Origin of the sequence: Nocardia exalbida NBRC 100660, assembly GCF_000308575.1 — a bacterium.
Taxonomy (GTDB): domain Bacteria; phylum Actinomycetota; class Actinomycetes; order Mycobacteriales; family Mycobacteriaceae; genus Nocardia; species Nocardia exalbida.
Genome location: NZ_BAFZ01000041.1, coordinates 141,326 through 163,212, shown reverse-complemented (window position 1 = coordinate 163,212; position 21,887 = coordinate 141,326). Strand labels below are relative to the sequence as shown.

At 71.1% G+C, this 21,887-nt stretch carries 14 protein-coding genes; 4 read left to right on the top strand and 10 right to left on the bottom strand.

Annotated elements, in window-relative coordinates:
- Window position 1: 1 nt before the first annotated feature.
- From ON29_RS09330 to cobC, 7 genes are all read right to left on the bottom strand, one after another.
- The gene (locus tag ON29_RS09330) at window positions 2–7,237 is read right to left on the bottom strand and encodes a non-ribosomal peptide synthetase (protein WP_063825270.1); all 7,236 of its coding nucleotides are present in this window, start codon (window positions 7,235–7,237) and stop codon (window positions 2–4) included.
- Window positions 7,238–7,416: 179 nt separating this feature from the next.
- The gene (locus tag ON29_RS09325; protein WP_040865753.1) at window positions 7,417–9,888 is read right to left on the bottom strand and encodes an FAD-dependent monooxygenase; all 2,472 of its coding nucleotides are present in this window, start codon (window positions 9,886–9,888) and stop codon (window positions 7,417–7,419) included.
- A gap of 307 nt (window positions 9,889–10,195) precedes the next feature.
- The gene (locus ON29_RS09320) at window positions 10,196–11,383 is read right to left on the bottom strand and encodes a bifunctional RNase H/acid phosphatase (RefSeq protein ID WP_040865752.1); all 1,188 of its coding nucleotides are present in this window, start codon (window positions 11,381–11,383) and stop codon (window positions 10,196–10,198) included.
- A 31-nt stretch (window positions 11,384–11,414) separates the two neighbouring features.
- Window positions 11,415–12,152, bottom strand: a complete 738-nt coding sequence (locus tag ON29_RS09315; RefSeq protein ID WP_040865843.1) for a zinc ribbon domain-containing protein — start codon at window positions 12,150–12,152, stop codon at window positions 11,415–11,417.
- Between the two features lie 72 nt (window positions 12,153–12,224).
- Window positions 12,225–12,869, bottom strand: a complete 645-nt coding sequence (locus ON29_RS09310) for a hypothetical protein (protein WP_040865751.1) — start codon at window positions 12,867–12,869, stop codon at window positions 12,225–12,227.
- A 136-nt stretch (window positions 12,870–13,005) separates the two neighbouring features.
- The gene (locus ON29_RS09305) at window positions 13,006–14,115 is read right to left on the bottom strand and encodes a Nif3-like dinuclear metal center hexameric protein (protein ID WP_040865750.1); all 1,110 of its coding nucleotides are present in this window, start codon (window positions 14,113–14,115) and stop codon (window positions 13,006–13,008) included.
- Window positions 14,116–14,229: 114 nt separating this feature from the next.
- Window positions 14,230–15,270, bottom strand: a complete 1,041-nt coding sequence (gene cobC, locus ON29_RS09300; RefSeq protein WP_040865749.1) for an Rv2231c family histidinol phosphate aminotransferase CobC — start codon at window positions 15,268–15,270, stop codon at window positions 14,230–14,232.
- A gap of 44 nt (window positions 15,271–15,314) precedes the next feature.
- On the opposite strand from cobC, the gene ON29_RS09295 reads away from it, so the two are divergent.
- Entirely contained in the window at window positions 15,315–15,833 is a 519-nt protein-coding gene (locus tag ON29_RS09295) for a low molecular weight protein-tyrosine-phosphatase (RefSeq protein ID WP_051175021.1), read from the top strand.
- Window positions 15,833–16,726 (top strand): SURF1 family cytochrome oxidase biogenesis protein, encoded by an 894-nt coding sequence (locus ON29_RS09290; RefSeq protein WP_040865748.1) that lies wholly within the window; start codon window positions 15,833–15,835, stop codon window positions 16,724–16,726. Before ON29_RS09295 ends, ON29_RS09290 begins: the two co-directional genes overlap by 1 nt.
- Window positions 16,727–16,821: 95 nt before the next feature.
- On the opposite strand, the gene ON29_RS09285 is transcribed toward ON29_RS09290, so the two are convergent.
- Window positions 16,822–17,739: a cobalamin biosynthesis protein gene (locus tag ON29_RS09285; protein ID WP_040865747.1), complete on the bottom strand. Its 918-nt coding sequence runs from the start codon at window positions 17,737–17,739 to the stop codon at window positions 16,822–16,824.
- 146 nt (window positions 17,740–17,885) lie between these two features.
- On the opposite strand from ON29_RS09285, the gene sigJ reads away from it, so the two are divergent.
- Window positions 17,886–18,839: an RNA polymerase sigma factor SigJ gene (gene sigJ / locus ON29_RS09280; RefSeq protein ID WP_040865746.1), complete on the top strand. Its 954-nt coding sequence runs from the start codon at window positions 17,886–17,888 to the stop codon at window positions 18,837–18,839.
- Here the strand turns inward: sigJ and ald are convergent, their stop codons facing one another.
- Both ald and ON29_RS09270 read right to left on the bottom strand, forming a co-directional pair.
- Window positions 18,840–19,949, bottom strand: a complete 1,110-nt coding sequence (gene ald, locus ON29_RS09275) for an alanine dehydrogenase (RefSeq protein ID WP_040865841.1) — start codon at window positions 19,947–19,949, stop codon at window positions 18,840–18,842. It lies immediately after the preceding gene.
- Between the two features lie 130 nt (window positions 19,950–20,079).
- Window positions 20,080–20,847 (bottom strand): MBL fold metallo-hydrolase, encoded by a 768-nt coding sequence (locus tag ON29_RS09270; RefSeq protein ID WP_040865745.1) that lies wholly within the window; start codon window positions 20,845–20,847, stop codon window positions 20,080–20,082.
- 71 nt (window positions 20,848–20,918) lie between these two features.
- Between ON29_RS09270 and ON29_RS09265 the strand changes: the two genes are divergently transcribed.
- Entirely contained in the window at window positions 20,919–21,887 is a 969-nt protein-coding gene (locus tag ON29_RS09265) for a GlxA family transcriptional regulator (RefSeq protein ID WP_040865744.1), read from the top strand.

Here is a 21,887-nt window from a genome sequence, read left to right as displayed (position 1 = left end):
CTCAGGCATCCAGCATGGATTCGTCCCACTCACGGTCCAGATCGGGGTCGGCGGCCGAGAGCACCTCGTCCAGCCGCAGGCCGAGCTCGCCGATGTTCGGCTCGGACATCATGTTCAGGTGATCGCCAGGAACGTCGATCACCGTGAACCGGCGCGCCGCGTACTGTTTCCACCCGTTGTCGGCGCTGTCGAACATGCTGCCGACCGTCTTGTGCGCCAGGTCGACGCCCGGGGGCAGTCCCTCGGTCGCGCGCAGCAGCGTGATGTCGCGGTCGTACGGCTCGAGTTTGTAATCCAGCATCGATGAGTAGTTGGCGAAGAACACCTCGTAGAGCCGCCGGATCGCCTGTGGGGAGCTGTCGGCGGGCAGGATGCCCGAGCGCACCGACTCCGCCAGCATCGCCGCGAACAAATCCTCGGAATTGTGCACGTCGGGCTCGAAATCGACCAGCGCCGACTGGCTTCCGCGCGCGTACCACAGTAGTTCCAGGAAGAACCACCGGATGAGTTTCTCCTCCGGGATCGGTGTTCGCGTACGCGCGCGCAGCGCCATCGTGTCCAGCAGCGTCACACTGGACACCTCGTCCTCGGGGAGCCTGCGGGCCATCTCCAAGGCGACATAGCCGCCGAACGACCAGCCCGCCAAGTGATAGGTGCCGGTCGGATGCACTCGCCGCACCGCCTCCAGGTACGACTCCGCCATCGCGGGAATGGACTTCTCCGGCGCGCTGCCCGCATCCGCGCCCGCCGCCTGCAGCCCGTACACCGGGCGGTCCGGATCCAGGTGCCGCGCGAGAGCCAGGTAGCACAGCACGTTGCCGCCGATCGGGTGCACCAGGAACAGCGGCGGCTTGACCCCGCCCACGCTGATCGGCACCAGCGGGTCGAACGTGCGCTGCACGTCGCCCGCGCGCACCAGCGTGGCGAGCCCGGCGGCGGTGGGCGCGCCGATGAACGCGTCCAGCGGCACCTCGACCCCCCATCGGCGCGACAGCGCCATCACCACGCGCATCGCCCCGATCGACGTGCCACCCGCCGCGAAGAAGTCGTCGTCCACGCCGATCGAGCGCAGGCCCGCGTACTCGGCCAGTAGTTCGACCGCCGACCGCTCGTAGTCGTCGGCGGGCTCTCGCCGCGCCGATACCGACTCCGCGGCGTCCGCACCGTAGGCGCGCAGCGTCGCGTCGTCGCGCTTGCCGCTCGGCGTGCGAGGCAGTTCGTCGAGCCAGGCGAACCGCGAGGGCACCATGTGCGCGGGCAGCATCGAGCGCAGGTCGTGCCGCAGTGCGGCGAGGTCGGTCTGCTCGGCCGCGCCGACCAGGAACGCGATCAGCGAGCCGTCGATACCGCCGAAACCGCGGGCCACCACGGCGGCCTCGGTGATGCCGGGGAACTTCTCCGCCAGGCTCAGGATGCACAGCTCGACTTCGGCGGGCTCCACCCGGAACCCGCGGATCTTGACCTGGCTGTCGCTGCGGCCCAGGCAGACGATGTCGCCCGAGAACAGCCGGACACCGAGGTCGCCGGTGCGGTACCGGATTCCGCCCGCGTGCGTGGCGACGAACCGCTGTGCGGTGAGCGCGGGCCTGCCCTCGTAGCCGCGGGCGATGCTGCGGCCGCCGAGATAGATCTCGCCGATCACGCCGTCCGGCACCGGCCGCAGCGCGCTGTCGAGCAGTTCCACGGTGTCACCGTCGACGGCGCGGCCGATGGGCGGCAGCGCGGGGAACTCGTCGGCCGGACCGGTGAGCGTGAACTTGGTCGCGACGTGGGATTCGGTGGGACCGTACTGGTTCTCCAGCACCAGGCCCGGAACCACTTTGCACAGCGCGCGGATCTCGTCGGTGATGCGCAACTGTTCGCCGGAGGAGATCAGCACCTTCAGTTCGGTCGGGAACATCCGGTGCCCCACGGCGGCCTCGGCGAACGCCTGCAAGGCCACGTACGGCAGGAACAGCCGTTCGATGCCCTCCTCCACGACGGTGTTCAGCAATTGCTCGACGTTCGATCGCAGATCGGCCGAACTCACCCGCAGGGTGGATCCGGCCGCGAGGGTGGTGAAGATCTCCTGAAACGACACATCGAAACTCAACGGCGCCAACTGGAGTGTGCTCAGCAGGCCGGTGCCGGTGGCCGCGCGATTCTGCCAGTCCACCAGGGAGGTCAGGCCGCGATGCGGCATCGCGACGCCCTTGGGCTCACCGGTCGACCCGGAGGTGAACAGCACGTAGGCCACCGCGTCGGGCGAAATATGGTCGGGCAGTTCCACTTCCGGCTCGGGCGCGGAGTCGTCGAAGAGCGCGGCGCTGTCCAGGACCAAGGCGGCGTCGTCGACGATGTCGCGGTAGGCGCCATCGGCGATCACCCGGTGCGGGCGGGCGCGGTCGATCATCAGGTTCAGCCTGGCCCGCGGGTAACTGACATCCAGCGGTACGCACGCGGCCCCGATCCTGGTCAGGGCGAGCACGAGCAACACCAGTTGCGGACGACGCCCCATCAGGATGCCGACCCGGTCGCCCGGTGCCACACCGAGTGCGGCCAGGCGCCGGGCCACCCGATCGGAGCTTTCGATCATCTCGTCATAGCTGACCGATTCGTCGTCGCCGGCCAGGGCGACGCGGGCGGGATGGAGCGCCGCCGCCTCGGCCACCAGCGTGCCCACGTCGCGGGCGGTCGCGGGGCCGGCGCCTCGGTCGATCACCGCGTCGGGGTCGGCGACGATGCCCGCCAGCATGCGCAGCTGGGTGAGCGCCACGGTCTCGCACTGTTCGGCGGTCAGCGTGTGATCACCGTCGACCCGCAACCACATCCGGCCGTCGCGCGGGTCGGTCGCCGCGGTCACCAGCAGCTGGAAGTTGGTCTCCTCGCGGGCGTCGAAGTCCAGCAGGCGCACGCCGTCCAGCACCAGCATGGGCTGGAAGACGTGATAGTTGACGAAGTTGAACGCCGTCTCGAAGACCGGCCCGCCGTCGGCGAGGATCGATCGCAGCGGGTAGCGACGGAACGGATAGGCCTCACGTTCGCGTCGCGCGAGCTGCTCCACCGCGGCGCGCCACGTGGTCGCGGTGCTGTCCAGCCGGATCGGCAGCGTGTTGAGGAACAGACCCGCCACGCGTTCGGCGCCCGCGCGGTCCGGGCGACCGTGGCTCACCACGCCGGTGGTGACGTCCGTGCGGCCGGTGAGCGCCCGCAGCGCCAGGCAGTGCGCGGCCAGATAGACCGCCTTCTCCGGCACCTGGTGGCGCGCGGCGAAGGCGGAGACCCGTTCGGCCAGCCTGCGCGGCACCAGCGCCCGTGCTTGCGGCACGCCCGCGACCACGGGCTGGTGCACCCCGAGCGCGGTGAGCGCGGTGGGTTCCGCCCCGGCCAGGGCGGTCGACCAGTACTCGCGGGCGGCGGCGTCGTGCGCCGCGCCCTGCTCGGCCTGCGCGTACTCGGCGAGCACGGTGGCCGGATGGGCAGTGGCCTCCACCTGGGTCTGGGTCATGCCGAGGTGGTTGAGGTAGTCCAGCAGCAGTTCCAGCACCGACGTCGCCACACTCCAGCCGTCCAGGATGGCGTGGTGGAAACTCAGTACCAGGTCCACCGTGCCGACCGGCTCCTGCGGGCCGGGGCGGACGAAGACCCGGATGGCGAACAGCGGAGCGAGCGCGATGTCGTACTGCGCGTGGGCGCGCTCCTGGAGATAGATCTCGATCAGGTCTTCGCCGTCCGCCTCGCCCATGTCGGCGAGGTCGACGATCTCCAGCTCGTAGTGCGGTGCGACGTGCACGATCTGCAGCGGGACCGAATACCTGCTCAGCTCGAACGACGAGCGCAGCGCGGGTTGCCGCCGCACCAGCCGGTCCACCGCGTCCTGGAATTCCGTTGAATCCCAAGGGATTTCGAGCCGATAGCGGAACACGTCCTTGTAGGTCACCGAGTCGGCGCGCTCGATGCTGTGATACAGCATGCCCAGTTGCAGGGCCGTTGCCGGGAACGCGTCCTCGGCCTGGTGCAGCGCGGCGCGGTCGATCAGCGGCACCGTTTGCAAGGGGGCCGCGATGCGCCCGCGCTCATCGTGGCGGTCGTCGCGCACGACCCTGGCCAGCTCGGCGATGGTCGGCGCCTGGTAGAAGGCGTCCACGTCGAAGTAGAGCCCGGCGCGTTCGGCGGCGGTGCGCACGGCCAGCGCGAGGATGGAATCGCCGCCGTGGGTGAAGAAGTTGTCGTGCACGCCGATCGACTCGACGCCCAGCACGGTGCGCCAGACCTGCGCGAGCCGGGTCTCCACCGCGGTGCGCGGCGCGCCGCCTGCCGCCCGCTCGGCGCCGTGGCCGAGGACGAGTTGCTCGGCGAGTGCGCGCCGGTCCAGCTTTCCGTTGCGGGTCAACGGTATCCGCTCCACACGGATCAACCGGGACGGCACCATGTAGCGGGGCAGCCGGGCCGCGAGTCGCTCGGCGATCTCCTCGCCGGAGACGTCGGAGCCGACGAAATAGCCGACCAGTTGCACACCGTGCGCCTCTGAGACCTCGTCCACCACGGCCGCCGCGCGCACCCCGGCGCAGCCGAGCACGGCGTTCTGCACCTCGCCCAGGGTGATCCGGTTGCCGCGGATCTTCACCTGGTCGTCGAAGCGGCCCAGGTACTCGAGGTTGCCGTCGGGCAGCCAGCGCGCCAGGTCGCCGGTGCGGTAGCGGCGGCGGCCCGGCACCCCGCGGTCGTCGACGAACGCCGCCGCGGTCAGCTCGGGCCTGCCGCGATAACCGCGGGCCACGCCCACACCCGCGATGTTCAGCTCCCCCGGCACCCCGACGGGCACCCGGCGGCCGATGTGGTCGAGCACGAGCAGGTCGATGTTGGCGATGGGACGGCCGATCGGCACCACGTCCGGCGACTCGTCGGCCGGGCAGTCGAAATAGGAGACGTCGACGGTGGCCTCGGTCGGGCCGTAGAGATTCACCAGCTGCGGCGCTGTGGCCCCGGCCGCGGCGAAGACGGCGTGGAACCGGCGAACCAGCGCGGGCGGTAACGCCTCGCCGCTGCAGAACACCCTTCGCACGCTGCCGATCCGCGCGACCGTCGCCGGGTCGGCGGCCAGCTCGTCGACGAACGCGGCCAGCATGGAGGGCACGAAATGCAGCACCGTCACGTCGTGCGCGCTGATCGCGTCGGCGATGCGGCGCGGATCGCGCTCCCCGCCGGGTTCCAGCAAGGCGACCCGGGCGCCGGTGATCGCCCACCAGAACAATTCCCACACCGACACGTCGAAGGTGGCCGGCGTCTTCTGCAGGATCACGTCCGCGGCGTGCAGCGGGTAGCGCCGCTGCATCCAGGTCAGGCGGTTGACCACCGACCGATGCTCGATCATCACGCCCTTGGGCACGCCCGTGGAGCCCGACGTGTAGATGAGGTACCCGAGATCGGCCGGGTGCGAGACGCTTTCGACGCCGCGCGCCGGGACGGTGTCGGCCACCGCGATACTGGTGACGCCCAGCTCGTCGAAGACCGCTCGATGCCGCGGCCCCGCCACCACGAAGCGCGCCCCGCAGTCGGCGAGCACGGTGCCGATGCGGGCGGCCGGGAAGTCCGGGTCGAGCGGCACGTACGCGCAACCGGCCCGCAACACGCCGAAGATCGCGACGAGCAGCTCGGTCGAGCGGGGCAGCACGACGGCGACGCACTCGTTGCCGGTCGCGCCCAGCGCGTGCAATCTGGCGGCGAATCCATCGGCGAGCGCGGCCAATTCGGCGTAGCGCAGCGGCTGTTCCCCCGAGCCCGCTATCGGTTCGATCGCGATCCGCTCGGGATGCCGGGCGGCCACGTCGGCGACCAGCCGGTCGATGGTGGTGTACGGGAACTCCTCGCGCGGGCCCGCTTCGAACGCGGCGATGGCGGCCTGCTCCCGCGCGGGCATCAGCGGCAAGGCCGAGATCGGCACCCCGGGCCGGTCCAGCGCCGCCACCAGCAGCGCGCCGATGCCGCGCACGACCGACTCGAACGGGAAGTTCTCGTCGAAGACGTCCTTGTCGTAGTAGAGCTGGAGGTTGAGCGAGCCGTCGCGGGCGTGCTCGACACCGAGGATGTTCAGCGCTTCGAGCACCGTGCCGGGATTGACGATGTCGAGGGTGGCGAGGATCTTGTCCAGGTGATCCGACGGCGGCATCTTGATGTAGGAGTACGCCACGTCGAACAGCGGCGGCGCCGTCGGGTCGCTGCTGAGCGCACGCGCCAGGTCACCGTACGGAAAACGCTCGTAGCGCTTCAGTTCCCGGATCTGCGCGGCCACCTCGATGGCGACCGCCGACAGCGGCTGGTCCGGGTCGACCCGGATGCGCAGGGGCACCACGTTCGTCCGGTGCCCGGCGGTGCGGAAGGTCTCGGCGCTGTGCCGGTTGAGCATCGGGACCCCGATCACCACCTCCTCGGACCGGTGAATGGTGGTCAGGTAGGCGGCCAGCGCGGAAACGGTGAACGCGAAGACGGAGAAGCCGGTGGCCCGAATGCGGTCGAGGAACGCGGGTTCCACCACTACGCGCCGGCGTCCCCGGTTGACGTCGGGGGTGCTCGCACGGCCGGAGAAGAGCGCGGGGACCACGCCCTCGAAGCGGCGCACCAGCGCGTCCCGATCCGCCACCCATTGCGCCGAGGACAGATACTCCTCGTGCTCGGCGGCGATCTTGCGATAGGTGGCCGCGCCGCGATCGGTCTGCTCGGTGACCGGATCCGGCTCGGCGAGCTGTTCGAGCGACAGGTCTTTGCGGCTGTAGTTGTCCACCAGGGCGCTCCACAGTGCGTTCACGCCCCAGCCGTCGATCATCGCGTGGTGCATCGCCACGTAGAGATGGAAATGGTCGGGCCCGTCGACCAGCGCGGCGATCCGGAACGGCCGGCGCGGCGGGGAGGGTGTCACGTTCGCCCGGTTCACCCAGTCGCGCCGCGCCGCGGCGGGATCGGACGCCCAGCTGAGATCGACCAGCTCGACTTCGGGTAGCTCGTCACTGACCCACTGCCAGAAGCGGCCTTCGGAGAACTCGAACCTCAGGCGCAGCGCGGCGTCACCGAGCAGCGCCCTGCGGACCACCGCGCGCAACCGGGCCATATCGAAAGGCTCGTCCATGAACGCGCAGTATGCGTTTCGGGTGACCGGCGCCGGGGCATATCGGTAGGAGACCGACAACACATCGCGCTGATACGCGCTGACCGGCCAGGCTTCGGGAGGTCTTTCGGAAGTAGCACTCGGTTCGAATGGCACAGTCACTCCTATCGCGAAAGTCGCGGCACCGCCCGTGCGCAGATCTACCCAAGCCCACCCTGATCACTGTCACGCAAAGCTGCTACCACGCTTATCAAGTTATCGATATCGCGAATCACGGCATCGGCTCTGCCGATGCCGCGACTCTGCTGTTGTTATCGCGGTGTATGCGCGGCCGGTCAGCAGGCCGACAGCAGCGCGCGCACGCTTTCGTCGGCGAGACGGTCGGCCCGGTCGCGCGATACGGCGGGCTCGACGTAGCCGATATTGAGGGACAGCTCGTTGTGCGTCGCGTTGGCGGTGGCCATGATGAAACCGCTGACGGACATGCCGGAGACGAACTGCGCGCCCTCCAGCTGCCAGGAGCCGATCTTGTCCGGGAAGGGGTAGTCGCCCAGGTAGGTCATACAGAGATGACCCGGGCCGCGGGTGTCCATGAGTTTCACCGTGGACGCACTGGCCGACACCGACTTCGGCGCGGCCACCTTCAGCAGGTTCAACGCGGACAGATGGTCGCGCCGATCCATCCGCGCGCCGTACTCCCGCTCGATCTCCGCGGCGATCTCCCACAGCGACGCCCACGGCGCGTACTTCGCCGGGGTGGCGATCATGCCCTGATAGGTGCCGACCTCGGTGTCCCCCGCGGCGCCGTCGAGATGGTCGCGGAAGTTGACCGAGCTGCCGACGGTGTACCAGGTGGCCTTCTCGGTGCCCGCCTCCCTGGCCGCCGCGATCAGCAGCGCGGCGGAGAGGGCGGCCTGCAGGCCGACGCCGTGGCGATCACAGCCCGCGGTGAGCGCGTCGAGCCGGTCGGCGTCGAGGCTGCGGTGCACCACCCGGCTGCGCCGCTGTGCGGGTGGCGCCAGCGTGGTGGGCTCCAGCCTGTGCGGCTTGCGCAGCTGCGATTTCTGGTCGCGCAGGAACGAACCCGCGGTGCGCAGCGCACCGCCCGCGCCCTGGAAGCGCGGCGGGAACAGCTCCTCCGGGCCCGGCCGCACCGGGGCGGGCGAGAAGTCGGCCGCTTCCCCGGCGGCGACTTGGAGCACCTGCTTCGCCACCGACAGCGCGCTCTCGCCGTCGGCGATGGCGTAGTGCAGCGTGACGATCAGCTCGTTGGTGCCATCGGTCTCCTTGATCAGCACCGCCCTGGCCAGCGGGCCGGTGCGCCAGTCGAACGGCTCGCGCAGTTCCACCTCGTCGGCCTCGGCCAGCCAGTTCGTGCTGTCCTCGGATTCGATCACCCGCAGCGGAATCGGCGCCTGCACCGGCACGAAACGCGGTGCGGTGCCGTCGGGTTCGGCGGCGACGGCGACCCGCAAGAGCGGATGTCGGCGCTGCACCTCGTCCAGGCCCGCGCGGATCTGCTCGACCTCGACGTGCCCCCGGATCCGCACGCGCGACAGGATGTGCAGCGGCGCCAGCTGATCGGCGATCCAGTGCCAGCGCTCGACCGGCGAGAGCGGGCGCGGCAGCCGCGCGGTCGGCCCGTCCGGCGCCGGGAAGGACATCGGCTTGCCGAGTTCGCGCAGGAAGAATTCGGTGGGCGCGTGCCGGAAGTAGGTGTCGCGCACCCGCACCAGGCGCGGGTCGGTGGTCTGCTCGATCTTGGCCAGCGAAGCCGAGCCGTTGACGAACATGGCGGTGCGGTCGGCGCGCAGTTTCTCGTAACGACGCAGTCCCGCGACCGGATCCAGCGAGTTGCGCAGCACACCGGCCAGCACCACCGCGTCCTCGATGGCGGCGTTGGCGCCCTGGCCGAGGCTGGGCAGCATCGGGTGCGCCGCGTCGCCGAGCAGCGTCACTCGGCCGCGGCCCCACTGGGCCAGTGGCGGACGGTCCTGCGCGGGCACGGCCAGGATCGCCGCCTCGTCGGTCTGCTCGATGCAGGCGCGCACCTCCGGCGCCCAGTCGGCGTAGAGGCGCAGCAGCTCTTCCTTACCGCCCTGCCAGTTCGCGGCCTCGTCGGCGGGCAACGTCTTGGTGCCCCACCAGTACACCCGGCCGTGGCCGATGTCGTGGATGCCGAAACGCATTCCGGTGCCCCAGAAATGCGCCGAGAGGCCGCGGGCGACGTTGGGATGCTCGAAGGGGATGCAGGCCAGCCAGCACACGAAATTGCCGGGACGCGGCGCGGCGCGGCCGTGCAATTGGGCTCGCGCCACCGAGTGGATGCCGTCGGCGCCGACGAGCAGATCGCCCTCGGCGACCCGGCCGTCGGCGAACTCGACGCGCACGTGCTCGCCGTCGTCGACGAAGCGGGTGGCTTGCGCCCCGACGAACGTCGGTGTGTCACCGATCTCGCGCAGCAGCACGTCGTGCAGGTCGGTACGGTGCAGTGCGACCGCGGGAGCGCCGAGCTGGGCATCGAGCCGGTGCACGGGGAGCACCCGGATCGGGCTGCCGTCGGGGTTGCAGAAGCGGAAGGTCTCCACCCGGCCGCCGCGTTCGAGCAGTTGCTCGTCGAGCCCGAGGCCGAGGGTGCGCAGTGCGTTGATTCCGTTGGCCTGCACCGAAAGTCCGAAGCCCTGCGCCCGCAGCTCAGGACCCGCTTCATAGAGTTCGACGCCGAAACCCGCCTGCCGCAGAGCAACCGCGGTGGTGAGTCCTCCGATCCCCGCCCCGAGAACGACAACCTTGATCGGACTGCTCATCGAACCTGCACTCTCATCGAACCACTCGACGGCACAGGGGCTTCCTACCGCGACGCGGCGCGAGCAACACTGCACGCGCGAAACCGTCCCACCGAGCAGCACTGATCGAGGCCACTGCGGCGACCCCGACCAGGCAGCTGGACACCTGTGCCTGACCGACCGGAAGCCTACCGCTACTCGCCGCGCAAGGCAGAGTTGAAGTGAGATTCACCGCATCCCGCGATTGTGAAACGCAAATGTGTTGCAATGGGGCATAATTCGCCCTCCGCGCACCACATTCGCCCTCGATTCGGGCGCGGCGGCGGCCTCAGAGGTAGGACGTATCGTTCACCAGACGCACCGAAGACCCGCCGTCGAGATAGAACTCCGCTATCGATAGCGACGCCAGATCCAGATGCAACCGGTACAGCAACGCCGGGCCGGCATCGAGGGCCAGCCGAAGCAATGTCTTGATCGGGGTCACGTGGCTGACCACAACCACATTGGCGCCGGGATAGCGTCCGAGCAGATCGCGCAGCGCGGCCTGCACCCGCTCCAGAACCTCCTCGAAGCTCTCCCCGCCGGGCGCCGCGACGGTGGGATCACCGATCCAGCGGGCGTGCAGGCCGGGGTCGCGCTGCGCGGCCTCCGCGAAGGTCAGCCCCTCCCACTCGCCGAAGTCGGTCTCGATCAACCCGTCGTGGACCTCGACCGGGACCCCGAGCGCGGCGGCGGCCGCCTCCGCGGTCTCCCTGGCCCGGCCGAGCGGAGAACTGATCACCGCGGCGATACCGCCTTTGGCGGCGAGCATTTTCGCGGCCCGCGCGGCCTGCTCGCGGCCCAAGGCGGTGAGCGGCGGATTGCCGCGCCCGGAATACCGGCGCTGCACCGACAACTCGGTTTGACCGTGGCGAAGCAGCAGCAACCGGGTGGGACGACCGGTGACACCAGTCCATCCCGGCCCGTGCTGCGCGGATTCGGACTGCTCGGCCTTCGCGTCCCTGACTTCATCGGTCCGGCTCGGCAGATCGCGCTCGGTGACCGCGAGGGCCGGGTCCGCGGCCTCCCGCGCGTCGGCGGCCCGCGCGGTGGCCTCCGCGACGCCGGTGCCCTCGTCCATGGCCTCGTTCGCCAGCCGGTCGGCGTGCGAGTTCTGCGCGCGCGGAATCCAGCTGTAGGTCACCCGGCCCAATCCGGCGGCGATCCTGCGGGCTCGATCGGCGAGCGGGATCAAGGCCGCGTGCTTGATCTTCCAGCGACCGGACATCTGCTCGACGACCAGCTTGGAATCCATGCGCACCAGCACCGACTCGGCGCCCAGCTCCGCGGCCGCCTCCAATCCGGCGATCAGTCCGCGATATTCGGCGACGTTGTTGGTGGCGATGCCGAGGAACTCCCGGCGCTCGGCGAGCACCCGGACGTGGTCGGCGTCATAGACCACCGCACCGTATCCGGCCGGACCGGGATTGCCCCGCGATCCGCCGTCGGCTTCGACGATCACCTCGGGCAAGCTCATCGCTGTGCCCGGACAACCGATCGCGGCGAGCTCACAACCCCGATTCCTTGGTCCGGACCAGGATCGCACCGCACTCCGGGCAGCGCACGACCACGTCGGGTGCGGTCTTGGCGATCCGCGCGATCTCGCCGCGATCGAGTTCGATGCGGCACGCGCCACAGCGGCGAGCCTGCAGCAGCGCGGCGCCCGCACCGTGCTGTTCGCGCTGCCGATCGTAGATAGCGAGCAGTTCGCCGGGCAGCTTCGCCACCGAGCCCGCGCGATCGGTCTCGCAGCGCGTCTGCGCCACGTCCAGATCCGCGAGCGCCTCGTCGCGCTGACGCAGGGCGACGGCGAGTTCCTCCTCGGTCTTGCTCAACCGCGCGCCGGCGTGCTCGTAGTCGGCGGCGGAGGCTTCGCGCCGCTCCATCACCTCGAGCAGCTCGTCCTCCAGCACCGAGCGGCGGCGCTCCAGGCTGCCCAGCTCGTGCTGGATCTCCGAAAGCTGTTTGGCGTTCACCGTTCCCGCCGCGAGCATGGCCTTGTCGCGCTCCTCGCGCTTGCGCACCGCCTCGACCTCGCCCTCCAGCTTGCGGATGTCGCGGTCGAGATCGTCCAGCGCGATCTGCACGGCCACCGCGGCGTCGGAGTGCGCGTTGCGCTCGGCTTCCAGTCGCGCCACCTCCTGCTGCTCGGGCAGCACGGTGCGGCGGTGCGCGATCCGGGTCAGCTCGGCGTCGACGGCGGCGAGCCGCAGCAACTCGGCCTGGAGCGGGGGTTCGACATTCAACGCGGGCAAACTCCTGGACGGGGTGGACGGGACTGGTGTTCAACCGTACCCCGCCGGACCGGCGGACCCGCGTCAGCCGCCGACGGTGCGGGTTTTGATGGCGTCGCGGGAGATGTAGACGTCGTACTCGCCGGGCACCGCGATCACCGCGTTGCCGTAGGCCGATCGCACGAACGGCTGGGTCCACCAGCGGCCCTCGCGCATGTCGGCGAAGAAGTCCTTGTCGCCGTCGTTGAGGAAGATCTGGTTCTGCTGGGTCGCGACGCCGTCGAGGCGCTGTCCGTACAAGCGGCTGATCCGGTAGCCGGAGTGGAAGCCGAGGGCGTTGACCCACGGCTCCAGCTCGACGATGCCCGCTTGCAGCACCCACATGTCGCCCTCGACGCGGTAGGTCTCGCGCTGCTCGGAGTGGTCGTCGTCGCCGTACAGGACGAGATCGACGTCGAGCTGGTGTTCCTGCCCCGCCACCGGCTTGGCCACCACGTGGGCCGCCTTGATCTCCCCGGTCAGGCCGAGGTACGTCTGCAGCAGGGTCGCGATCCACAGCAGCACCGCCGCGACCAGCAGCAGCGCGAGCCCGCCGGTTCCGCGCGCGAGCAGCGGCCGCATCCCGACCCGGCGCGCGGCGATCAGGCCGGAGACGATCAGCGCCACACCGGCGACCAGCAGCAGGATCAGCCCGATCTGCACGAGCCCGAAATCAACCGGGAAGTTCATGCGGTAGTTGTACCCCGCACGAACTACTCGATTCACCCGAACCGCCCAACCTTTTCCGGCACGGCGCGGATACGCCCCGACACGCCGTTGCCGGTTCGTCGCCGCGACAACGACTTCGGACGCGCAGGTGCGGCGCTCAGCCCGGCGCGCGCACCGTCCACGGGTCGGTGCGCAGCGTGGACACCCTGGTCTCCAGGCCGGGCAGGGCGGTTCGCACCACCGTCTCGGCCTGCGCGCACCAAGGGAATTCGGTCGCCCAGTGCGCGGCGTCGACCACGGCGGGACCGCCCTTGCGCAGGTGCTCGTCGACCGGATGGTGGCGCAGGTCGGAGGTGAGGTAGACATCGACGCCGAGCCGCGCGGCCCTGCCCAGGTAGGAGTCACCCGCTCCCCCGCACACCGCCACGGTGTAGACGGTGCGGTCAGGATCACCCGCGGCGCGAACACCCCACGCGGTGGGCGGGAGAGCGCGGCCTACGCGTTCGGTGAAGGCGCGCAACGATTCCGGTTCCGGCAGGGTGCCGACGCGGCCGATGCCGAGCGACGACGGCAGCTGGGCGCGTTCACTGATGTGATAGGCCGGGTCCGCGCTCGGGTGGGCGGTGCGCAGCGCGGCGAGCACGGCCGAACGCGCCGCGGGCGGTGCCGTCACCTCCACCCGGTCCTCCTCGACGTGCTGGAGTTCGGTCAGGGAGCCTTGCTCCGGAGTCGGCCTGAACTGCTCTGTCGCGGGCACCCGCAGCGCACAGTCGCAAGCGTGTTCCCGCCTGCCCGCTCCGGCGGCGAAAAGCGCGGCGAGCACCGCGTCGGTGTGCGTGCGTGGCACCTGGATCACCCAGTGGTCCACGGCGGATTCGGGTTTCGCGTCCAGCGGGCCGGTCACCGTGAGGCCGAGCACCGCGGCGAGCGCGTCGGACACGCCGGGGTCGGCGGAGTCGGCGTTGGTGTGCGCGGTGAACAGCGCGCAACCGGAGCGGATCAGCCGGTGCAGCAGCGCGCCTTTCGGCGTGCTCGCCGCGACGGTGTCGACGCCGCGCAGCAGCAGCGGATGGTGCACCACCAGGGCCTGCGCGCGCCAGTCGATCGCCTCGTCGACGACCGCCGCGGTGGCGTCGACCGCGAACAGCACCCGGGTCAGTTCCTCGGCCGGGTCACCGCAGACCAGGCCGACCGAGTCCCACGGCTCGGCCAGCGCGGGCGGGTACGCCGCGTCGAGCACCCCGATGAGATCCGCGAGCGTGGTCATCGTCCACCTTCCTTCGCTTCCGTCCTGCACTGCTTCACTGGGTTCTTTCCGGGCGGGCCGGGGTCCTTCGACCGCTCTCCGGCTCCCCTGCACTGCGCGGCCGGAGCCGTGCGCTCACCCGGCATCCGCCGACCGGATCGCCGCGACCAGCCGATCGACCTCCGCCGCACCGCGAACCGCGACGCGCAGATGATCGGGGCCGAGACCGGGAAAGGTGTCCGCGCGCCGGACCGCGATCCCTTCTTCCGCCAAGTGTTTGCGCAGCAGTTCACCGTCTCCGACACGCAGTAACAGGAACGGGCCCTCGGCCGGAGTGTGGACGGCGATGCCGAGACCGCTCAGACGCTCGATCATCGCCGCACGGTGCGCGGCCAGCGCCCGCGCGCAGCGCTCGGACTCGGCCACGGCGGACGGGCTCGCGGTGGCGGTGATCGCCTCCAGCTGCAAAGTGCCCAGCGGCCAGTGCGCCCGCCCGTGGTCGAGGCGCGCGAGCACTTCCGGTGCGCCGAGGAAATAGCCGCAGCGCAGCCCCGCCAGCGCCCACGTCTTGGTGAGGCTGCGCAGCACGAGCAGGTCGGGTGCGGAGTCGGCGGCGAGGGATTGCGGCTCGCCCGCCACCGCGTCGGCGAAGGCTTCGTCGACCACGATGACGCGGCCCGGCCTGCGCAGGGCGCGGATGGTGGCGGCGGGATGCAGCACCGAGGTCGGGTTGGTCGGGTTGCCGAGCACCACCAGGTCGGCGTCGGCGGGCACCGCGGCGGGATCCAGCCGGTAGGGCGCTTCCAGTACCACCCTGGTGACCGGGACGCCCGCCTCCCGCAACGCGAGTTCCGGCTCGGTGAACGACGGGTGCAGCACCGCGGCCGAGCGCGGCGCCAGGCGGGGCAGCAGCGCGAACCCTTCCGCCGCGCCTGCCAGCAGCAACACCTCGCCGGGACCGCGGCCGTGCCGGGCCGCGACCGCGCGACGGGCGGCGTCGGCGTCCTCGGCGCTCGGATAGCGGCCCAGATCGGACAACCGCTCGGCCAGACGCCGCCGCAGCCACTCCGGTGGCGCGAGGCCTTGGACGTTGACCGCGAAATCGAGCATGCCCGCACGCGCGTCCACGTCGCCGTGGTGACGCAGTTTCGCGCGATCGACGGTGTCCTCGGCCACGAGAGCACACCCTACGTGGCGGTCCCGGAGCAGAACCGGCCAGAATGGCAGGCGTGGGTCAGCTGCACGTCTCGTTCGTCTGTACCGGCAACATCTGCCGCTCTCCGATGGCGGAGAAGATCTTCGCCTCGCACCTGTACCGGGCCGGGTTGGCCAACCGGGTCCGGGTGAGCAGCGCGGGCACCGGTTCCTGGCACGTGGGCGCCGACGCGGACCCCCGCACCAGCGCCACCCTGCGCAAATACGGATACCCGACCGGGCACGTCGCCGCCGTGTTCGGCGCCGAGCACAGCGACGCCGACCTGGTGGTCGCCCTGGACCGCTCCCATCAGCGTGACCTGGTCCGCCTCGGCATCCCGGCCGAGCGGCTGCGGTTGCTGCGCGCCTTCGACCCCGACGCCGACGACCACGACGTGGCCGACCCCTACTACGGCGACGCGGCGGACTTCGAACTCGTGCGCGCCCAGATCGAGGCCGCCGTCCCCGGCCTGCTCGACTGGGTGCGCGCCGAACTGGCCGCCGAACCGCCCGACCTGCGACCCGTTCCCGACGAGCGACGCTGATGCGCAGGCTCGCGTTCCTGTTGCGCCCCAGCTGGCTGATCCTGGCCGTGCTGGTCGCCGCGTTCGCCTATCTGTGCTTCACCGTGCTCGCGCCGTGGCAACTCGGCAAGAACACGGCCACTTCGCACCGCAACCAGCTGATCGCCGACTCGGTGCGAGCCGATCCCGTGGACGTCACCACCGTGCTCTCCGACACCGGGAACGGCGCGCCCACCGAATGGCGGCGGGTCACCGCCACCGGCAGTTACGTGCCCGACTCGACGGTGCTGGTGCGGCTGCGCCACCTCGACGGCGCTCCGGGGTACGCGGTGCTCGCGACGTTCCGTCTGGCCGACGGCCCCCTGCTGCTCGTCGACCGCGGGCTGGTTTCGGCTGTCGACGGGACGCGCCCGCCGCAGATCCCCGCACCGCCCGCCGGGCCGCAGCGCATCGAGGCCAGGGTCCGGATGTCCGAGGGCGTCACGCCGGGTAAGGATCCGAGCGTCCAGGACGGCTATCGCCAGGTGTACTCCATCGACACCACGCAGGAATCGACGGTCCTCCAGCAGTCCCTCACCCCCGTGCCCACCGGCGGCGAGCGCGGCGGTTACCTCCAGCTGGGCGAGAACCAACCGGGCGCGTTCACCCCCACCCCGCTTCCCCAACTCGACGCGGGCCCGTATCTGTCCTACGGCCTGCAATGGCTGGCCTTCGGCATCATGGCTCCCCTCGGCCTCGGCTACTTCGTCTACGCCGAGATCCGGGAAAGAAGGAAAGAGAAGGCCTACGCCGAGCCACCCCGCCCGGCGTCGCCCACCGAGCCGGCCCGGTCCGGGTCGATTCCCTCGCCCGCTCCGGCCGCGCCGACTACGGAAGCCCGTCTGGCCGACCGCTACGGCCGCGGCCGCGGTTGATCCCGGCCGGCGGCCATTCGGCACGACGCCGTCCGTGTTCGTATCAGGCCTGATGTGGCCCGAGCAGATCCCAGCGGTTCCCCGCGATGAATCACTCAGCGCCTGGTCGCGGCGACGGCGGCGGCGAGCAGAGTGGCGGTGAGTTGCACGGCCTCGGAAAGGCGAACGGCGCGGCGCAGGTCGTGCACGGTGGGAGCCGGGCCGTCGCCGAGCACCGGGCGCAGCTCCACACCGTGCGGGTACTCGGTACGGCCGCCCAGCCGGACGCCGAGCGCCCCGGCCATCGACGCTTCCACGACTCCCGCGTTGGGGCTCGGATGCCCGGCCGCGTCACGCCGCCATGCAGCCAGGGCGGCAGCGGGCCGCCCGCCGATCAAGGGGGCGAGCGCGGCGGTGAGCACACCGGTGACCCGCGCCGGGATCAGATTGGCCGCGTCGTCGACGCGCGCGGCGGCCCAGCCGAAGCGCCGGTAGCGCTGGTTGCGATAGCCGATCATCGCGTCGAGCGTGTTGATCGCGCGGTACCCGAGCAGACCCGGGACGCCCGCGACCGCGCCCCAGACCACCGGGGCCACGGCCGCGTCGGAGGTGTTCTCGGCGATGGACTCCAGGGCCGCGCGGGCGAGCCCGTCCGCGTCGAGCGCCTGCGGATCGCGGCCGCACAGCGAGGGCAGCAGCGCGCGAGCCCCCTCGAGGTCGCCACCCTCCAGTCGATCGGCCATCGCGTGCCCGGCCCGGGCCAGGCTGCGTCCACCCAGGACGGTCCAGGTCGCGATCGCGGTCGACGCCACCCCACCGCGCCGCACGGCCATGCCGAGCCCGACCACCGTGCCGACGGCCAGCGCCTCGTGCACCAGCCCCGCCGCGCGCCGGTCGGCATAGGTCACCGATTCCAGAGCCGCCACCGCCGAGCCGAATCCGGCCACCGGATGCCACCGCCGCGGATCGCCGAACGCCCGGTCGAGCGCAAATCCGAGCAGCAACCCGATCGCGGTGGAGGTCCCCTTCTGCACCCGGTGAGGCTATCGGTCGGGTGACCGGCCCCGCGCAGACGGCTCGCCTCTCGAAGCGATGTCACACTCTGTTCCCCTACGTCGTCGATGTGGTGACGCACCATAGACTCGCCCCGGCAGGGGCCGAACGACGAACAGGCGACCAAGTGACTTCCGAACAGCGTGAGCCCCTCGACCAAGCCGAGCTGGCCCGGCAGTTCGAGGAGCACCGCGGGTATCTGCGCAGGCTCGCCTACAGCACGCTGGGCAGTCTCAGCGACGCCGACGACGTCGTGCAGGAGGCGTGGCTGCGGTTGCAGCGCCAGTACGAGGCGGGCGCCGCGGGCGAGATCGACAACCTGCGCGCGTGGCTGTCCACCGTGACCGGCCGGCTCGCCCTCGACCACCTCGGCTCCGCCCGCGTGCGCCGCGAACAGTACGTCGGCGAATGGCTGCCGGAGCCGGAGGTGACCAGCTGGGAGGATCCCGCCGACCGGATCACCCAGGACGAGCGGGTCACCACCGCGCTGCTGGTCGTGCTCGAGTCCCTGTCGCCCGCCGAGCGCACCGCGTTCGTACTCCAGGACGTGTTCGGCATGACCGGCCCGGAGGTCGCCGAGGTGGTCGGCCGCACCCCGGCCGCCGTCCGCCAGCTCGCCTCCCGGGCTCGCAAGCACGTCGAGCAGGGCACGCCGCGCTTCCCGGCCTCTCCGGACGAGCAGCAGAAGGTGGTGTCGGCCTTCGCCCTGGCCTGGCGGTCCGGCGATCTGAGCGCTCTGCTCGGTGTGCTCGACGCGAACGTCAGCCTCACCGCCGACGGTGGCGGCAAGGTGCCCGCGATCCGGCAGCCCGTGCACGGCGCCGAGATCGTGGCCAAGCTGCTGCTCGGCTGGTACCACGCGCCGTCCGCGACGGGCGCCTGGGGCCGCGCGGTGCTGGTCAACGGCCGGCCCGGGCTGGTGGTCTTCGACGGCACCCACACGGGCGTCTTCGCCTTCACGGTCGACGACGGTCGCATCGTGTCGATCGACGTGGTCCGCAACCCGGACAAGCTGCGTGACCTACCTACCAGCGGCGAGCCGGACTGGTACCTGGGCGAGGGCCTCGCCGGGCAGGAGTAGTCAGCCCGCGACGCCGAGCGGTCGCGAATACCCGTGCGCGGCGGCGACTTCCGCCGACAGCAGCCGCCCGGCGTCCGCGGTGAGCCCGTGGGCCAGATCGGGGTGGGTGGCGCATGCCTCCTGCCAGCCGAGGTCGGCGATCGCCCGTACGTAGGGCAGGGTCGCGTTGGTGAGCGCGATCGTGGAGGTGTGCGGCACCGCGCCCGGCATGTTGGCGACGCAGTAGAACAGCGAATCCGCCACCCGGAAGGTGGGATCCGCGTGCGTCGTCGGGTGCGCGGAGGCGAAGCAGCCACCCTGGTCGATCGAGATGTCCACCAGCACCGCGCCGGGGCGCATCCCGGCGACGAGGTCGTCGGAGACGAGTTCCGGCGCACGCGCGCCGGGGACCAGCACCGCGCCGATCACCAGATCGGCCGACAGCACCGCCCGCCGGATCTCCGTGGCGTTCGACGCGACGGTGGTGATCCGCCCGTCGAAGCGGGCGTCGAGTTCGCGCAACCGGTGCAGGTTGGTATCCAGCACGCTGACGCGCGCGCCCATGCCCATGGCGACTGCGGCCGCGTTCGATCCCGCCACGCCGCCGCCGAGCACGACGACTTCCGCGGGGCGCACGCCGGGGACGCCGCCGGGCAGCAGCCCCGCACCGCCGAGCGGGGCCATCAGGTGATACGCGCCCACCTGGGCGCCGAGCTTGCCCGCGATCTCGCTCATCGGAGCCAGCAGCGGCAGCGAGCCGTCGGCGGCGCGGACCATCTCGTAGGCGATCGCGGTGACGCCCGAACGCAGCACGGCGTCGGTGCACTCGCGCGACGCGGCCAGGTGCAGAAAGGTGAACAGCACCTGCCCGCGGCGCATCCGCGGATACTCCGGCGCGATCGGTTCCTTCACCTTCAGCACCAGCTCGGCTTCCCGCCACACCTGGTCGGCGTCCGGAACCAGGCGGGCCCCCACCGCGGCGTATCCGGCATCGGGAAATCCCGATCCGACGCCCGCGCCGGCCTGTACCAGCACCTCGTGTCCGTGCCCGGTCAGTTCCCCGGCGCCCGCCGGAGTCAGGGCTACCCGGAACTCTTGGTCCTTGACCTCCCGTGGTACTCCGATCCTCATACCGTCATCGTCGCCCCGCCACCGGGCCCGCGCCACGACCGACGCGCCGAACGCGCACGGCGACCACCCGGCGCCCGCGCGGCGGGCGAGTTTCTCGGCACGTTGCCCAGCTGAGCGCGTACCGGACTGCTCACACGATCGCGGCGCGACCCAGCGGCGGTATCCGCAACTGCTCGGCGCGGCCGCCGTAACGGAAGACGTGGCCCAGGTAGTCGAGGTTCTCGCTGAAGTGCGCCCAGCCTTCGGCATGCACCGGCACGATCACCGCGTCGCCGAGTACCTCGGCCGCCCGCAGCGCGGTGCGCGCGTTCAAGGTGACGTCGGCGTCGCCGAAACGGCCGATGTTGGCGGCGCCGATGTTGAGTACGGCGATGTCGATGCGGCCGATCCGCTCGACGATCTCGCGCACCACGTCGACGGAGGCGTTGTCACCGGAGACGTATACGGTCGGCTCGCCCTCGGCGCGCAGTACGAAGCCGGTGACGATCCCGCTGAACGGCTCGCACCCCTCGGGACCGTGCAGGGCGGGCACGCCGGTCACCTGGACGCCGTGCACCGTCACGGTCTCCCAGTTCTCCAGCCCGCGCACCCCATCGATCCGGGTCGCGGCGCCGGGCGTGGACAGCACGACCGGCACCGTGGTCAGTAGTTTCCGGCCGGAGTCGTCCAGATTGTCGGCGTGTTCGTCGTGCGAGAGCAGCACCACGTCCACGGGACCCACCTCCTCGGCCGACACCGCCGGGCCGGTGAGTTTGTGCAAGGTGACGACGCCCGGGTAGTCGCCCGGCTCGTCGAAGGTGGGGTCGGTCAGCCAGGTGCGGCCCGCGTAGCGGAACCGCAGTGTCGGCCCGCCGATGTGCAGGACTTCTACCCCGGTGCGTTCGATCGTGTCGCTCATGCCGTTGATCTTGTCCTGCCCACGTACCGGTAACCAGTGGCCCGTGAGCCGCTTATCGTTAAGATCGGGCCATGCGTACGGTGGCCGTCTTGGCGTTCGACGGAATCAGCCCGTTTCACCTGTCGGTGCCCAGCCTCGTCTTCGGCCGGGTCGGCATCGAAGGACCCCCGCCCTATCGGGTGGACGTGTGCGCCGAGCGGCCCGGAAGCCTGGCCACCCCGGCCGGATTCGACATCCGTGTCCAGCACGGCCTCGACACGCTGACGCGCGCCGACACCATCGTCATCCCGAGCTGGCGAGCAGGCGAACCGCTGTCCGGCGAACTGAGCGCCGCCCTGCGCACCGCCCACGCGGGCGGCGCCAGGATCGTCGGGTTGTGCCTCGGCTCGTGGGCGGTGGCCGCCAGCGGACTGGCCGACGGACGGGAAGTGACCACGCACTGGGCCTCCGCCGCCGAACTGGCCCGGGCGTTTCCGGCCGTCCGGGTCCGCGCCGACACGCTGTGGTCGGATCTGGGCGATGTCGTCACCTCAGCGGGCGTGGCCGCGGCGCTGGACTGCTGCCTGCACCTGGTGCGCGGTGATCTCGGCAGCAAAGCGGCCACCGAACTGGCCAGAGCGCTGGTCACCGCTCCGCACCGCAGCGGCTCCCAGGCGCAGTACATCCCGGTCGCGGTCCCCGACGCCGCCGACGACGATCCGATCGAGCGCGCCATGATCTGGGCGCGAACCCATCTCGGCGATCCGGTCGACCTGGACAGCTGGGCCCGCGTCGCGCTCATGTCGCGGCGCACCTTCACCCGCCGCTTCCGCGACCGCACCGGCACCAGCCCGCAGCAGTGGCTGCTGCTCCAGCGCACCGACCGGGCGCGGCTGCTGCTCGAGTCCACCACCGATACCGTGGAACGCATCGCCGTCGACACCGGCTTCGGCACGGCAGTGAGTCTGCGCCACCACTTCCACCGCATCCTCGGCACCAGCCCCGCCGCTCACCGCACCAGCTTCCAAGGGCAGAGCCGAGCGGTTGCACTAAGTTCGTGA